Below are 15,078 nucleotides of genomic sequence, written 5' to 3'. Positions count from 1 at the left end.
GTGCCCACGCACTAGACGGGGACCGCTCCCCAGGGGAGATGCCCCCGTGCGCGTGGTGAGGCGTCGTCTGATTCCTGAGTAGAGTCGCTGAAGCCGGGGAATCGCGACATCCAGCCCTGAGGCTGACTCGCACCACCGGCTTCACCCCCCGAGAGGGGACATCTTGTCGGTCTTGAATGAACGTCAGCGTTCTGGCGCCATCGCGGCGCAGCCGAACCCCGAGCCCGGCCTGACCCTCGGCGTCCTCGCGCGCACGGCCAAGGAGAACGAGCACCGGCAGCCGATCCACCCGATGCACCTCCAGCGCATCGACCCCGGCCTGCGCTCGCGCATCTACCTCGAGCGCGGCTACGGCGAGAGCTTCGGCATCCCGGACGAGGAACTCGCCCCCCAGGTCGCCGGCCTGCTCCCCCGCGACCGGCTCATCGCCCACTGCGACATCGTCCTGCTGCTCAAACCGCTGCCCCACGACCTGAAGGAACTGCGCCCCGGCCAGATCCTGTGGGGCTGGCCCCACTGCGTCCAGGACCGGGAACTCACCCAGGCCGCCATCGACGGGCGGCTCACACTGATCGCGTTCGAGGCGATGAACCACTGGACGGCGGCCGGCGGGTTCAACCTGCACGTCTTCCACAAGAACAACGAACTCGCCGGCTACTGCTCCGTGCTGCACGCTCTCGCCCTCACCGGATCCACCGGTGCCTACGGCCGGCGGCGCCGCGCCGCCGTCATCAGCTTCGGGGCGACCGCGCGGGGCGCGGTCACGGCCCTCAACGCCCACGGGATCCACGACGTCCACGTGCTGACCCACCGGGGCGTCAGCGCCGTCGGCTCACCCATCCACTCGGCCCAGATCGTCCATTTCGAACGCGACCCCGAGGCCCCCGCCCGCACCCGCGTCCTCACCGATGACGGCCCGGTCGCGACGGCCGCCTTCCTCGCCCGGCACGACATCGTGGTCAACTGCGTCTTGCAGGACACCGGCGCCCCGCTGATGTTCGCCACGAACGACGACCTGCCGCTCTTCTCCACCGGCACCCTCATCGTCGACGTCTCCTGCGACGCCGGAATGGGCTTCGAATGGGCCCGTCCGACCACCTTCACCGAACCCATGTACACCGTCGGCCGCAACATCCGCCACTACGGTGTCGACCACAGCCCCTCCTACCTGTGGGACTCCGCGACCTGGGAGATCAGCCAGGCCTTGATCCCGCACCTGTCGACGGTCCTGAAGGGCCCGGCCGCGTGGGACGCCGACAAGACCGTCCGCCGGGCCGTCGAGATCCGCGACGGCGTCGTCCAGAACCCCGCCGTGCTCGCTTTCCAGGGCCGCTCCCCCGACTATCCGCACGCGCCGGGGAGCGTCGGACCCGAACGCTATGGTGCGTCTCATGAACACACACTCCGGTCCTGACGAGATGATCCGGGCGTGAGCCGCTACCGGGGGCCCGCCACGCTGATCGGCAGCGGCGGAGCCGAGGTCGAGGTCTACGTCGATCTGCGCTCCAAGCAGCGGGAGTGGTCCGGGACCGCGACCATCGGCGACGCCGGCGCCGCCGACGACGACTCCCTCGACCGGACGCTGAGACTTCCGGACGGCCGCGAGGCACAGGTCACGCTCGGCGGATCGGCGGTCTGGTCCGACGTCACCCCACTGGTCGGAAGCGGTCCACCCCCCTTCGGCTGACCAGCCGGGCGTCGCGCCGGCGCGACCGTCAGCCGGGGACGCGGAGGGCGAGGAGCGCCACGTCGTCCTCGCCGCTGGGCTCGATGCGCTCCAGAATCTCGTCGCACAACTCGGGCAGCGGGAGCCGGGCCAGATGGGCGCTGTGGCGGCGGAGGCTCGTGAGCCGGTCGGTCAGATCGGCGTCGCGGGTCTCGATGAGGCCGTCGGTGTAGAGCAGGAGGGTGGACTGGGGCGGGAGGGCGCGGATCCCGTCGGGACGGGTCCCGGTGAGCTCGGGGTCCCCGAGCAGGACACCGTGCTCGTCCAGGAAGTGCGTGCCGCCGTCACAGGTGATCAGCAGCGGCGGGGGGTGCCCGGCGTTGCACCAGCGCAGACTCCAGGGGCCGCCCGGACTCCCCTCGACGCGCCCGAACACGGCGGTGGCCAGGTCGGCGTCGCTGACGGCGGCCATGACGCCGTCCAGCCGCGCCAGCACGGAGCTGGGCGGCTCGGCCATGTCCCAGGCCAGGGCGCGGAGCATGTTGCGGACCTGCGCCATGCGGGCCGCCGCGGGCAGATCGTGGCCGACGATGTCTCCGATGACCAGCCCGGTGGCACCGTCGGGCAGCGCGAAGGCGTCGTACCAGTCACCGCCGACCCAGCTGACCCGGGCCGCGGGCACGTACCGGGCCTCCAGCCGCAGCTCGCCCGGCTGCGGCAAGGCGGTGAGCAGGTTGCGCTGCATCGCCTCGGACGTGTTGCGCTGCTCGGCGTACAGGCGGGCGTTGGCCAGCACCAGGCCGGTGCGGCGCGCGACGTCCTCGACGACGAGCCTGTCGCCCGGCCCGTAGAGGTGCCCGGGACGCGAGTAGCCCAGCGTGAGCGCTCCGTAGGTCTCTCCCCGCGCCGCCAGCGGGGTGATGATCGCGCTGTGGGCGTCCATGACCTGGAAGAGTTCGTACTGGGCGGCGTCCAGGGGCTCGTCAGGGCGTATGCCGCCGTCCCCGGTGACGGTGACCGTGGTGCCGCCGCGGAGCACCTGGGCGAGCGGTCCCCGCGGTGCTCGCGGGACGGGCGGGAGCGGCCCCTCCAGGTCGGCGATGTCGGCGGCGGAGAGGTCGCGGTGCGTCGCCGCGACCCGTTCGACGCGGCCGTCGGGGACCAGCAGGTCGACCTCGGCCCAGTCGCCGAGCGCGGGCACCACGAGCCGGACCAGCCGCCGCAGCAGTTCCGCCTCGTTCAGCGTGGACGACAGCACGGTCGTGATCTCGGCCACCAGCGCCAGCCGGGAGTTGGCCCGCTCCGCCTGCGCCATCCGGTCGCGCCGCTCGCGCTCGACCGCGACCCGGTCGGCGGCGTCCTGGAAGACGATGACCAGTCCGGCGACCGGCCCCGTCCCGGGCACGGCCCCGGCCCGGTCGCCGGCGTAGATCGGTGCGGCCGACCAGGAGCACGTCACCGGCCGCCCGTCGCGGTGGACGAATCTCTCAGCGTTCCCGTGGTCGGGGGCGCCGGTGCGCAGCGCGCGCGTGAGGCGGCAGTCGCCATCGGGCGGGGCGCCGTCCTCGGCGTCCCGGTGGAGGAGCCCGTGCAGCCGCTTCCCCAACGCCTCGTCGCGCGTGTAGCCGAGAAGCTGCTGTGCCCGCGGGTTCCAGGCCGTGATCCGGCCGGACTCGTCGGTGGCGAGAACGCCGGAGTTCATCGCCTCCACCAAACGATCTTGAATCGCGTCCGGCCGATCGCTCACCTGCCCGGTCATCTCACCCCCCCGCGGCGGATCGGATACCCATGCCCCTTCCCCGGGTTCCTCTCCGAACACCCGGGGAAGGGTCGCGCGGGCCCCGTGCCGGTGCGGGTGCCTGCCGAGCGTGGGTCAGGCGCGGACGGTGGAGATGTCGCAGGAGGCCAGGATCTCCTGCGGCATCACGTCGCCGGCCTCGACGACGGATCGGGCCAGGGCGGCCTTCGCGGCGGACGGCCTCGTCCCGGGCGGGACGACGAGAAGCAGGAGCGGGTCCGCCCGGCCGCAGGTGATCGCGACCATGTGGTCGAGGTGGGCCAGCCAGTGGACCCTCACCTCGCGGCCCAGAACGGAGATGCGCAGCGGGGAGTCGTCCCAGTCGTCGAAGTCGATGGCCACGCGGGTGACGCGGTCCGGGAGCCGGTCCGCGCGGGCCAGCGCGGTCAGCAGTCCGGTGAGCTCGGCGTCGGCGTCGCGGGATCGGGGCCACCAGCCGCCGTCCATGATCCCGCGGCCCGTTCCGCCCGGGACCAGGCGGAGCCGCGGAGCGGGTGGTGCCGGCAGTTCGAGCGGGGTGGCTGCGGGGAACGGGAAGGCGCGTTGCGTGGCGACGCGGGCCATTGAGGGGCCCCATTCTCGGTCTGCACAGACCGGTTCATGTATCACCGAGGACGGCGCCGGTAAGACGGCCTGCGCTCGAAATGCCCACGGTGTCCCCGAGTCTACGGCACCGGGACGCGCACGCCTGGGGGCGACGGAGTGCGGCTGGAGTCCGTCGGGCGCCGCGATTCCGGCCGTGAGGGCGTAGGGTCGTGGTGACGAGGGTCTTCGACGCGGGCGGCCAAGCCCGCGTCCCCTGGTTTCTGGATGCTCGGTCCTTTCGGGGCCAGACAGGTCCGGCGCCATGACGCCGCAACACCAGCCCGTCCACACGTCCGAGGCCGGGCTCACCCGCGAACTGCTCGGCGACCGCACCGTCATCGCCGTCAACGGTGAACTCGACCTCGCAGCGGCCTGAGCGCGCAAGGGGATGAAGCCATGACCGGCCACGATCTACCCGTGAGCGCCTGGGGGCCTGCGGACGACGCACGGGGCCCGGAGGACGGCCGGCGCCTCGCCGCGTCGTTCGACCTGATGACGGCGGTCCTGCACGGAGCCTCCCTCCCCCGGCTGCTGATCCTCGTGGCCGAACGCGCCCGCGCGATGGCGGGCGTCCCGCTGGCGTTCATCGCCCTCCCCTCCGAAGCCGCCCACACGCTGCGGATCGACATCGCGGTCGGCGCGGGCAGCGACCGGATACGCGGACTGACGGTGCGGCGCGGCAAGTCGATGCTCGGCCGGGCCTTCGGCTCCCGCCGGGCCCTGTCCGCGCGGATCGTCGCCGACCAGACGCTCAGCACCCTGCCGGCCGGCCCGATCCTCATCCTGCCGCTGGACACCGGCGAGGCGGCGCGCGGAGTGCTCGCCGTCCTCGGGCAGCCGGGCGCGCAGCCGTTCAGCCCGGCCGCCGCGCGCCAGTTGCTGCTGTTCGCCGACACCTCCGCGCGCCTGGTCCAGCTCGCCGAAGACCAGCGCGCGACGACCCCGCCGGACGACCACGCGACCGCGCCGATGCTCGCTCTCCGCCCACCCGACACGACCTAGCAGAGATCACGCCGTGTGAACTCCGGAGGTGGGCCGCCGACGCGCCCGGCCCCCTGTCGCGGGTTCGGGCTGGGCCCTTGTCATTTCGCGGGCCGGGCGGGGGGTTCGGGGGTCAGCCGCGCAGGGCGGCGACGGCCTTCTCGATGCGCCGGCGACGCGTCTCGGGCTTCTTCGCGCTCTCGATGGCGCGGACGTGCTCGCGCTTGCGGCTGTCGGTGAGCGTGTCGTAGGCGGCGCGGGCGGCGGGGTCGTCGTCCAGAGCGCGGGCGAAGTCCGGCGGCTCGACGACGTCGCGCGGTTCGGTGTCGAGCTCCAGGTCGACCTCGACCTCCTCGCCGATCGCGACGTCCGCGGCCTGCCGGTTGGCGTTGCTGAGGCCGAGCAGGTGGCGGCCGCGCATGATGGCGACCCTGCTGCGCCACGAGTGCCCGTTGACGGTGATCTTCACTCTCGGCCGCGCGCCGCCGCCGAGTTCCTCGACGATCCCGGCGGGGACCTTCAGGCCCCGCATGGGCTCCGGAGGCTCTACCACGGTGCGGAACTTCACGATCTCGCCTTTCTGCGGATGCGCGGCCCCGGCCGTGCCGGCCGGGGCCCGCGCGCTGTTGGTGCGGTCACGAGACGCTGTGACCTTCTACAAGTACCCGTCGGGGGCTATTCGGCGTAGGGCTGGTCCTTGCCGTTGTCGCTGTGGGCGAGGCTCCAGATGTAGCCCTCGGGGTCGGCGAAGGTGCCGCCGTAGCCGCCCCAGGGCAGGGCGCCGGCGGGCTTGAGGATCGTGGCGCCGGCCTTCTCGGCCTCCGCCATGACCGCGTCCACCCGCTCCTGGCTGCGGACGACGTAGGTGAGGACGAGGCCGCTGAAGCCGCTGCCGTCCGGGCTCGTGCCGACCTGCTCGGCCAGCCCGTCGCGGCCGTAGAAGCCGACGGGCGAGGCGCCGTCGGACTCGAAGAACACCGAGATGCCCCAGTCGTTCTTGATCGTCCAGCCGAGTCCTTCGGTGTAGAACCGCTTGGTCCGGTCCATGTCCCGGACGCCGAGGAGGATGGAGCTGACATGGGCCTTCATACTTGTCTCCTTGCTGGTGAGCGGCCCGCCGGATGCGGCGGGGCGGACGGCCGGGTTTCCGGCTGTCACATCGGCGCGATCGCGCCTGTCACTTTCAATGACAGGAAATCTGGCGGGAGTGTGACGGATGGCTGAGCAGGACTGGCTGAGCGCGCGGTTCGCCGAGCACCAGCGGCATCTGCAGGCGGTGGCGTACCGCATGCTGGGCTCGCGGAGCGAGGCCGAGGACGCGGTGCAGGAGGCGTGGGCCCGGGTCAGCCGCGCCGACACCGGCCAGGTGGAGAACCCCGGGGGGTGGCTGACGACCGTCGTCGCACGGGTGTGCCTGAACATGATGGAGGCGCGCCGCAGCAGGCCGGAGGAGGCCGCGGGGGCGCTGCCGCCCGAGCCCGCGACGCCTCAGGCGGGCGTCCACCCGGTGGGCCGGGCGGATCCGGAGGACGAGGCGCTGCTGGCCGACTCGGTCGGCGTCGCGCTCATGGTGGTGCTGGACACCCTCGCGCCCGCCGAGCGGCTCGCGTTCGTCCTGCACGACATCTTCGCGGTGTCGTTCGGGGAGATCGGCCGCATCCTCGACCGGTCGCCGGCGGCGGCCCGGCAGCTCGCCAGCCGGGCGCGGCGCCGCGTGCAGGGCGCCGCCGAGGCGTCGGACGCGGCGCGGTCGGCGAAACGGGAGATCGTCGCGGCGTTCCTCGCGGCGGCGCGCGGCGGCGACTTCCAGGCCCTGCTCGACCTCCTCGACCCCGACGCGGTGGCCGTCGGCGAACTCCACGGCGCCGAGGCCGTGGCGTCCTTCTTCGCCGGACGGGCCCGGGCCGCCCACCTCGCCCTCGTCGACGGCGAGCCGGCGGCGGTCTGGTTCCACCACGGCGTGCCCAAGGCCGTCATCGCCTTCACCGTCGAGAATGACCGGATCACCCACATCGGCACGGAAACCGACGCCGACCGGCTCCACGCCCTCGACATCATCGTCCTCCGGGCCGCCCAGAGCGCGAGTTGAGGGCGTCGGCGGCGCGGGTGAGCACCTTGGCCGCGGCGACGGGCATGACGTGCGGGAAGGTGTCCTGCTCCGGCGGGCGGGCCGGAGCAGGACGGACGGCGGGGGCGGGGTCTTCCCGTCACCCCGGGATGCTCACGCGGTGGGCAGGATGTCCAGTCGCCGCAGCAGTTCGCGGGCGAGCGCGGCGCGCTTGGGGGCGTCGCTCTCCTCGGTGATGTCGATGTTCAGGGCGAAGGCGTGCACGCGTCCGCCGCGCTCGACCCAGCCGGTCCACCAGCCGGTGCCGGGGTCGGGGGCGTTCTGCCAGCCGGACTTGGCGAACAGCGCGTACCCGTCCGTCTCCTCCTGCTTGATCAGTTCGCGGACGGTGCGCTGGTGCTCGCGCGAGGCGGGCAGGCGCCCGGCCGCCAGCCGCGCCATGAACCGGGTCTGCTCGACCGCCGAGATCTCCAGCGGGCCGTCCAGCCAGAACCGGTCCACGACCGTCCCGATCTGGCGGTTGCCATAGCCGAGCCGGTGCAGCCACTGCCGTTCGCGCTTCAGGCCGATGCGGCGGGCGATGACTTGGAACGCCGCCGCGTTCGACACGCGGACGGCCTCCCGCATCGTCATGTCCTGCTCCCATTCGGGGAACGGCTGCGGCGTCCCGTCCCAGGGGATCACCTCGTCGGGGCTCTCGACGGCCCCGGTCTCCAGGGCGACGAGCGCGTGCGGGACCTTGAAGCTGGAGGCGGGCACCAGCGGGGTCTGGGCGCGCCGCCGGTCCACCACGGTCGTGTGCCGGGTCGCGACGTCCAGCAGCGCGAACGAGCCATGCACGCCCGCCGCGTCGAAGACGGCCCGCAGGTCGCCGCGCTCGGTGACGCCGGGCCGGATCTGATCGGCCGCCGCGACGACGGCGGCGCCGCGCGGCACGGAGTCATGGGCGCCCGCACCGCACGCGGCGGTACCGAGGAGGGTGAGCGCGGTCAGCGCGGTGGCGCCCAGCCGGACGCGCAGATTTTGGGAAGAAAGCTTGATCATGCGGTTACTTGACCACTGCCCACTGCTTTCTGTCCAATATTGATATCAATTACCCAATAATATTAGAAACGGTATCTTTGCAGTTCATAGCTCGATGAAGGGCTAAGTCCGGCCGGGCATCGGCACGGCCGGACCGCTCATCTACGGACGCGCCTTCGTCTCATTCGCGGGCTCCGATGGCGTCGGCAGGCGGGCGGCGCAAGGCCAGGCGGGCCGGGAGGGTGGTGGCCAGGACGGCCAGGGCCCCCATGGCGCCGATGATGGCGACGAGCCCGACGACCGGGATGTGCGGATCGCCGGACCCGACCATCCCGGTGCTGAAGGCGGTCAGCGTCGCGTAGGCGATCACGGTGCCGAGGACGGCCGCGACCAGGACGGCGGTCAGGGTCTCCCAGCGGAGCATCCGCAGCACCTGCCGGCGGGTGCCGCCGGCGAGCCGGAACATGGCCAGTTCGCGAACGCGGCCGGCGGTCGCCATGGCCAGCGCGTTGGCGGCGGAGATGGCGGCGAAGGCGACGATCATGCCGAGGGACAGGTAGTTGACCGCGCTGCCGCTCGGCCTGGCGGGAACGTCCGTCCGGGCGTGCAGGGTGAGGCCGGGGTAGGCCGCCACGGCGCTCTTCAGGGCGTCGCCGCTCACGCCGGGGGCGGCGACGAGCGCGGTTCCCATCGGGACGTCGACGTGGGCTGCCACCAGGGAGTGCGGCAGGGTGAGGTCGCCGAAGCCCAATCCGCGGTGGTAGACGGCCACGACGCGGAGCGTCACCAGGGTTCCGTCGGCCATGGCGAAGGTCACCTTGTCGCCGACCTCCTTGCCGAGGCCCTGGCGGACGGCCATGGTGCCGTCGCCGAAGTCGTCCAGGGAGCCGGAGCGCACGTCGAGGTCCATGGTGTTCGCGAGGCCGCCGGGGGTGACGCCCTGGGCGCTGTAGGGGGTGCTGGCGGCGCGGACGCGGGTGTGCAGGACCTCGGTGACCGTCCGGACGCCGGGCACCTCGCGCAGCGCGTCGGCGGCCGGGCCGGGCACCGCGGGGCCGGCGGCGTAGTCGGCGACGTTGCCCGCGCCGGCCTGGGACGCGGCGGCCTCGTCGATGGTCGTCTCGGCGAACAGCAGCGTCGAGCCGAGCGCGACCATCAGGGTGAGCGGGGCGATGACGGCGGCGAGGCGGCGCGCGCCGGCGCGGAGGTTGGCGGCCGCCAACCCGGCGACCGCGCCGGAGAACCGCAGCGGCAGCGTGACCGGCGGGATCGTCAGCCGGGTCAGGACGGGCCCGAGCAGGCCGACGGCGGTCGCGAACGCCAGCGCGGTCAGGGGCGTGATGGGGCCCGAGCCGCGCTCGGAGTGGACGGACGACAGCACGACGGCGAGCACGACGGCGCCGGCCAGGACGACCAGCCCGGCGACGAGCCGGAACCACGGGGTGCGGGGCGGTTCCAGCGCGGCCTCGCCGAGGGCCTCGACCGGGCGGAGCCGGGTGATGCGGCGGGCCGCGATCCGGGCGGCCAGCCAGGCGGCCGGGACGGTGACGGCGACGCCGACGATCGGCGGGATCGGCCCGGTGACCAGCGGCAGGTTGTCGGGGATGGCGTCCAGGTCGGCGAAGGCGGCGTGCAGCCGGGAGCCCAGGAACAGGCCGGCGGCGGCGCCCGGGACCGTCGCGCCGAGGCCGAGCAGGACGGCCTCCCGGCCGATCATCCGGCGCAGCTGCCGGGGCGTCGCGGCGATGGCGCGCAGCAGGGCGAGTTCCCGCTCGCGCTGCTGCAGCATGAGCCCGAAGGTGCCGACGACGGCCAGCAGCGCCACGACCAGGGACGTGCCGCCGAGCGCGGCGCCCATGCTGACGAGCTTGACGCGGGAGCTGCCGCTGTCGGGGAACTCCGCGCGTCCGCGGTCGGTGCCGGTGTGGACGGTGGCGCCGGTTCCGCGCACGGCCGCGCGCACCGCCTCGGCGGTGTCGGAGACGGACGCGCCGGGCGCGAGCCGGACGCCGATCGCGGTGAGGCCGGGCCGCGCGGCGGTCAGGCGGCGGGCCTCCTCGGTGCTGAAGAAGACGGACGGGTTCCCCGGCGCCTGCCCGGTGATCCCGACGACGCGGTACGTGCCCGTTCCGAGCGGGTTCAGGACGGTCACGTCCGTCCCGACGGCCTGGCGCGCGGAGGAGTCCACGACGATCTCGCCCGCTGCGGCGGGAGCCCGGCCCTCCTTGAGGACGGACGGGGCCAGCCCGGCCGACTCCCAGCCGTGCCCGTCGACGGCGCGCCCGCCGATGACGGCGGGGACGGTGACCTCGGGCACCGCCGAGCTGACGCCCGGCACCGCCCGCACCCGTCCGGTGAGCGACGCGTCGATCCGGGCCCGCGCGGTGTTGGGCTTGTTCTTGTGGTCGCCGTCGTCCTGGACGAGGTGCGCGTCAGGATCGCCGGCCACGATGATCGGGGCGGCGGCGTAGCGCTCGGGGGCGACGTGGCTGCGCAGGCCGGTGTCCATCAGCATGCCGCAGGCGGTGATCAGCGCGGCGGCGAAGAACAGCGCGATGAAACCGCCGGCGAACGCGGCACGACGGTGCCGCAGAGTGCTCAAGGAGAGAGAGAACATCAGACGTACGCCCCCAGCCGCGTCATCCGCTTGGCGATGTCGGCCGCCGTGGGCGCGGTGACCGAGTCGACGATCTGCCCGTCCGCCAGGAACAGGACGCTGTCGGCGTAGGACGCGGCCACCGGGTCGTGGGTGACCATCACGACCGTCTGCCCGAGGTCGTCCACGATCTCCCGGAACGCGACCAGCACCTCCTTGGCGGTCATGGTGTCCAGCGCGCCGGTCGGCTCGTCGCCGAACACGACGTCCGGCCGCGCGACCAGCGCCCGGGCGATCGCGACGCGCTGCTGCTGGCCGCCCGACAGCTCGGCGGGCCGGTGCCCGGCCCGGTCCGCCAGCCCGACCCGCTCCAGGATCTCCGCCAACCGGGCGCGGTCGGCGCGGCGCCCGGCCAGCCGCAGCGGCAGCGTCACGTTCTGCTCCACCGTCAGGGACGGGAGCAGGTTGAACGCCTGGAAGACGAACCCGACCCGCTCGCGCCGCAGGACGGTCAGCTCGGTCTCGTTCATGCCGGTCAGCTCCGTACCGCCCAGCCGCACCGATCCGGCCGTGGGCCGGTCGAGCCCGGCCGCGCACTGCAGGAAGGTGCTCTTGCCCGACCCCGACGGGCCCATCACGGCGGTGAAGCCGCCCTTCGGAAGCGAAACCGAGACCTTCCGGAGCGCCGCGACCGCGCCCGCCCCCTTGCCGTAGACCCTGCTCACCGTGTCCATCACCACTGCTTCATCCATGGACACCACTCTGCTGACCTGCGGTTCCGCCCGACAGAGCGTCCGTCATCGATCACCCATGAGATCGTCACGGGTAGGCTCGACGGCGTGATCAAGGTGCTCATCGCCGAGGATCAGCACGTGATCCGGACCGCGCTGGCGACGCTGCTCGGCCTGGAACCCGACCTGGAGGTGGTCGCCGACGTCGGCGACGGCGACGGCGTCGTCCCGGCGGCGCTGGTGCACCTGCCCGACGTGGCCGTCCTCGACATCGACATGCCCGGCACGGACGGGCTGACCGCCGCGGGCCTGCTGCGCGCCAAGCTCCCGGCGTGCCGCACCCTCATGCTCACCGGCCACGGCAAGCCGGGGCTGCTGCGCCGCGCGCTGCGCGAGAAGGTGGACGGCTTCATCCTGAAGTCCGCGCCGCCGGACCAGGTGATCGACGCGATCCGCAAGGTCCACGCGGGCGAGCGGGTGCTGGACGCGAACCTCGCGGTGACCGCGTGGGACCTGGCCGACGACCCGCTCACGCCGCGCGAGAAGGACGTGCTGCGGCTGCTGTCGGGCGGCGCCGAGGTCCCCGAGATCGCGGGCCGGCTACACCTGTCGGCCGGGACCGTCCGCAACCATCTCACCGCGGTCGTCGCCAAGCTCGACGCCCGGGGCCGCACCGACGCCGTCCGCATCGCCCGCGAGGCCGGCTGGATCTAGGTAGGCCGCGAGCCGGAACCGGCCGCCGTCGGCCGGGCGGGCCTCCAGCCGGCCGCCCGCCTCGGCGAGCCGCGTGGCGAGGTTGCCGATCCCGGCGCCCGGCGGGGTGACCTCGTCCGGGCGGCCGTCGTTCACCACCACCAGCCGCTCCGCCCCGACGGTGATCTCGCAGTGGCGGGCGGCGGTGTGCCGGAGGATGTTGGTGACGGCCTCCCGCAGCACGGTGCTCAGCACCCCTTCGGCATCACCCGGCGGGGTGCCCTCGCGGACGACCCGCACCTCGATGCCCGCCGCGCCGAGCACCGATCGCGCCGACTCCAGCTCCGGTTCGAGCTCCAGCCGCCCGGCCGCGCCGGTCACCACCCCCATGTCCCGGCGGGCGTGCCCGGCGATGCGGACCAGGTCGTCGAACTCCGCCCGCGCCCGGTCCGGGTCCGACGCCAGCAGCCGGCGCGCGATCTCGGCCTTCAGCTGGACGGCCGCGAGGCTGTGCCCGAGCAGGTCGTGCAGGTCGCGGGCGGCGCGCAGCCGCTCCTGGACGACCGCCGCCCGCGCGAGCCCGGCCGCCGCCTCCCGCAGCTCGTCCGCCAGCTGGGCGAGCCGGACCAGCCCCCACACCACCAGGCCGGTCACCAGCACGCTGATCACCGAGTTGACCACCACGTCGGCGGGCTCGCCGAGCCGCCACGCGACGATCCCCATGAAGGCCATGACCGCGCCGGTCAGCGGCCAGGCCGCGGTGGCGGGCAGCGCGAGCAGCAGCGTCCCGATCAGGAAGCCGGGCACGCCGCCCCACGCCCCGCCCAGCCACAGCAGCGGCACGAAGCTCAGCACCGCCTGCGCCGCCAGCGCCCACCACGACCCCTCGGGCCGGCGCGCCCACCCGATCTGCAGGACGGACACGGCCGCCAGGCACGGCACCGCGATCAGCAGCTCCATCGGCGACGCCAGCAGCAGCAGTCCTTTGACGCAGAAACCCGCGATGACCGCCGCCAGCAGCACCACCGACAACCGGTGCTCGGCGCTGGAGACCTCGGCCGGCGGCTCCGGCGCCGCCCGCACCGCGGCCTCGACGACGCAGCGGCCGTCCGGCTCCAGCGTCGTGCGCAGGTGCCCGCCGACCCGCTCGACCTGCGCGGCCAGCGGCGCCAGCGCCTCCGCCGCCCACCCGGCCGCGGCGGCCCCGTCGTCGGTGACCCGCAGCACGAGCAGCCCGCCCCGCTCGCCGGTCTCGATGGCGCAGTGCCGCGCCCGGCGGCGCCGCACCACGTCGGTGACCGCCTCCCGCAGCACGGTCGCCAGCAGCGCCCCGGCCTGGCCGAGCGGCTCCCGGTGCCCCACCCGCACCGTCACCTCGACGTCGGCCGCCGCGAGCATCCCGCGCGCCGCGGCGATCTCCGGGGTCAGCGAGAGGCTGCGCAGGTCCACGGCGGCCGTCCGGGCGGCGGTCAGCGACCGGCGCGCCACCTGCGACACCCGGTCGAGGTCGGCGACGCCCCGCGCGGCGGCGATCTCGTCCAGCCCGCGGCCGACCCCCGCGTTCAGCTCGGCGGCGACCCGCAGCCGCTCCTCCTCGACGGCCGCCACCGCCAGCGACAGCCGGGCCGCGAACACCTCCTCGATCCGGCCGACCAGCCGCGACAGCCCGAACACGACCGTCGTCATCAGCCCCGCCGTGATCGCGGCGTCGACCGCATCACCGGTCCCGCGGACCGCCGCCAGCACGAGCACCGCGCCCGCCGCGACGGCGGCCGCCACCCGGTGGCGGGCGAGCAGGAGCCCGGCCACCCACACGCCCAGCACCGCGACGGAGAATCCGAGGCCCAGCACCGCGACGAAGCTCAGGACTCCCTGCGCCACCGTCCAGGCACGGGTCTGGAGACGGCGCAGGGACGCCAGCACGAACCGCAACTGCAGCAGCAGGACGGCGCCGGCCACGGGAACGGCGGCGACCGCGTCGGCCGGCCGGTCGATCGCGCCCACCGTGTAGACGCCGACCAGCGCGACCAGGACCGCGACCGCCACCGCCCGCGCCGTGCGCGGCGGCACGTCGACCGCCTGCCTTCGTTCCACCCCGACCCTCGATCAGCCACCCGAAACCGGTCAGATGGTATCCGCCGCGCCTCCCTCGGCCCGCCCTCCGCCCGTCGCGGCGCCGGGCCAGTAGTGCGCGTCCGAGAGCGGACGGGCACCGAAGATCGCCTGGCCGACGCGGACGACGGTCGCGCCCTCCTCGACGGCGGTCTCGTAGTCGCCGGACATCCCCATCGACAGCTCTCCCGGGCCGGCGAGCCCGAGGTCGCGTGCCTGGTCGCGGAGGCCGCGCAGCAGGCGGAAGCACTCGCGGACCCGCTCGGTGTCCCGGGTGAAGACGGCCAGGGTCATCAGGCCCTGGACGCGCAGCGCCCCGTAGTCGGGCAGCCGCTTGAGGAAGCCGATCAGCTCGTCCGGCGGCAGGCCGTACTTGGACTCCTCGGCGGAGGTGTTGACCTGCACGAAGACGTCCAGGCCCCGGCCGGCGGCCTGGAGCCGGCGGTCCAGGGCCTCGGCGGCGCGCAGGTTGTCGAGGGCCTGGAACTCGGCGGCGAAGGCGGCGACGTCCTTGGCCTTGTTGGTCTGCAGGTGGCCGATCACCGACCAGGCCACGTCCAGGTCGGCGAGGTTGCGCCACTTGCGCTTGGCCTCCTGGACCTTGTTCTCGCCCAGGACGCGGCAGCCCGCCTCGACGGCCAGGCGGATCCGCTCCTCGGGGACGGTCTTGCTGACCGGCAGCAGCCGCACCTCCGCGCCGGTGCGTCCGGCGCGCTCCGCCGCCGCGTCGATGCGCGCGCGGACCTCGGCGACGTTGCGGGCGAAGTCCGCGACGCTCTCCGCCTGCGGGTACTGGGATGGACTGCTCATCAGGCCTTCCTCTGC

The 15,078-nt window shown here is 74.0% G+C and carries 14 protein-coding genes; 5 read left to right on the top strand and 9 right to left on the bottom strand.

From position 1 onward, the window contains the following. The first annotated feature begins 172 nt into the window (after positions 1 to 172). Positions 173 to 1,414: a N(5)-(carboxyethyl)ornithine synthase gene (locus tag HUT06_RS05180; protein WP_217711212.1), complete on the top strand. Its 1,242-nt coding sequence runs from the start codon at positions 173 to 175 to the stop codon at positions 1,412 to 1,414. 15 nt (positions 1,415 to 1,429) lie between these two features. Further along, on the top strand, positions 1,430 to 1,687 hold the full coding sequence (locus HUT06_RS05175) for a DUF4873 domain-containing protein (protein ID WP_176194651.1): 258 nt from the start codon (positions 1,430 to 1,432) through the stop codon (positions 1,685 to 1,687). A gap of 28 nt (positions 1,688 to 1,715) precedes the next feature. Here the strand turns inward: HUT06_RS05175 and HUT06_RS05170 are convergent, their stop codons facing one another. Then, complete coding sequence (locus tag HUT06_RS05170) at positions 1,716 to 3,425, bottom strand: SpoIIE family protein phosphatase (RefSeq protein WP_302931778.1); 1,710 nt, start codon at positions 3,423 to 3,425, stop codon at positions 1,716 to 1,718. 114 nt (positions 3,426 to 3,539) lie between these two features. Then, a complete protein-coding gene (locus tag HUT06_RS05165) occupies positions 3,540 to 4,028 on the bottom strand; it encodes a DUF5994 family protein (RefSeq protein WP_176194649.1) in 489 nt (162 codons plus the stop codon). 438 nt (positions 4,029 to 4,466) lie between these two features. Here HUT06_RS05165 and HUT06_RS05160 point away from each other — a divergent pair, with 438 nt between their 5' ends. Beyond that, complete coding sequence (locus tag HUT06_RS05160; protein WP_176194648.1) at positions 4,467 to 5,051, top strand: GAF domain-containing protein; 585 nt, start codon at positions 4,467 to 4,469, stop codon at positions 5,049 to 5,051. 112 nt (positions 5,052 to 5,163) lie between these two features. Here HUT06_RS05160 and HUT06_RS05155 read toward each other — a convergent pair whose 3' ends face one another. Beyond that, positions 5,164 to 5,598, bottom strand: a complete 435-nt coding sequence (locus HUT06_RS05155; RefSeq protein WP_217711211.1) for a YdeI/OmpD-associated family protein — start codon at positions 5,596 to 5,598, stop codon at positions 5,164 to 5,166. Between the two features lie 107 nt (positions 5,599 to 5,705). Continuing rightward, positions 5,706 to 6,119 carry a VOC family protein gene (locus HUT06_RS05150; RefSeq protein WP_176194647.1) on the bottom strand — a complete coding sequence of 138 codons (414 nt, stop codon included), beginning with the start codon at positions 6,117 to 6,119 and terminating at the stop codon, positions 5,706 to 5,708. Between the two features lie 127 nt (positions 6,120 to 6,246). On the opposite strand from HUT06_RS05150, the gene HUT06_RS05145 reads away from it, so the two are divergent. Next, a complete protein-coding gene (locus tag HUT06_RS05145; protein ID WP_176194646.1) occupies positions 6,247 to 7,119 on the top strand; it encodes a sigma-70 family RNA polymerase sigma factor in 873 nt (290 codons plus the stop codon). Positions 7,120 to 7,251: 132 nt separating this feature from the next. Here HUT06_RS05145 and blaOXA read toward each other — a convergent pair whose 3' ends face one another. The 3 genes from blaOXA to HUT06_RS05130 all read right to left on the bottom strand — a co-directional run bounded on the left by blaOXA (position 7,252) and on the right by HUT06_RS05130 (position 11,469). Next, positions 7,252 to 8,142 carry a class D beta-lactamase gene (gene blaOXA, locus HUT06_RS05140; protein ID WP_176194645.1) on the bottom strand — a complete coding sequence of 297 codons (891 nt, stop codon included), beginning with the start codon at positions 8,140 to 8,142 and terminating at the stop codon, positions 7,252 to 7,254. A gap of 160 nt (positions 8,143 to 8,302) precedes the next feature. Continuing rightward, positions 8,303 to 10,723 (bottom strand): FtsX-like permease family protein, encoded by a 2,421-nt coding sequence (locus HUT06_RS05135; RefSeq protein WP_254714990.1) that lies wholly within the window; start codon positions 10,721 to 10,723, stop codon positions 8,303 to 8,305. A gap of 14 nt (positions 10,724 to 10,737) precedes the next feature. Beyond that, positions 10,738 to 11,469, bottom strand: a complete 732-nt coding sequence (locus HUT06_RS05130; protein WP_217711210.1) for an ABC transporter ATP-binding protein — start codon at positions 11,467 to 11,469, stop codon at positions 10,738 to 10,740. Between the two features lie 87 nt (positions 11,470 to 11,556). Between HUT06_RS05130 and HUT06_RS05125 the strand changes: the two genes are divergently transcribed. Further along, positions 11,557 to 12,162, top strand: coding sequence for a DNA-binding response regulator (locus tag HUT06_RS05125; RefSeq protein WP_176194643.1), 606 nt, complete (start codon positions 11,557 to 11,559; stop codon positions 12,160 to 12,162). On the opposite strand, the gene HUT06_RS05120 is transcribed toward HUT06_RS05125, so the two are convergent. Together HUT06_RS05120 and HUT06_RS05115 are read right to left on the bottom strand one after the other, a co-directional pair. Then, positions 12,049 to 14,235, bottom strand: a complete 2,187-nt coding sequence (locus HUT06_RS05120) for a histidine kinase (protein WP_176194642.1) — start codon at positions 14,233 to 14,235, stop codon at positions 12,049 to 12,051. The two genes, HUT06_RS05125 and HUT06_RS05120, sit on opposite strands and share 114 nt — an antisense overlap. Before the next feature lie 30 nt (positions 14,236 to 14,265). Beyond that, positions 14,266 to 15,063 (bottom strand): YggS family pyridoxal phosphate-dependent enzyme, encoded by a 798-nt coding sequence (locus tag HUT06_RS05115; RefSeq protein WP_176194641.1) that lies wholly within the window; start codon positions 15,061 to 15,063, stop codon positions 14,266 to 14,268. Between the last annotated feature and the right edge of the window lie 15 nt (positions 15,064 to 15,078).

Source organism: Actinomadura sp. NAK00032 (assembly GCF_013364275.1).
GTDB lineage: Bacteria > Actinomycetota > Actinomycetes > Streptosporangiales > Streptosporangiaceae > Spirillospora.
Note: the sequence above shows the minus strand (reverse complement) of the source record. Positions and strands in the feature narration are given on the sequence as shown.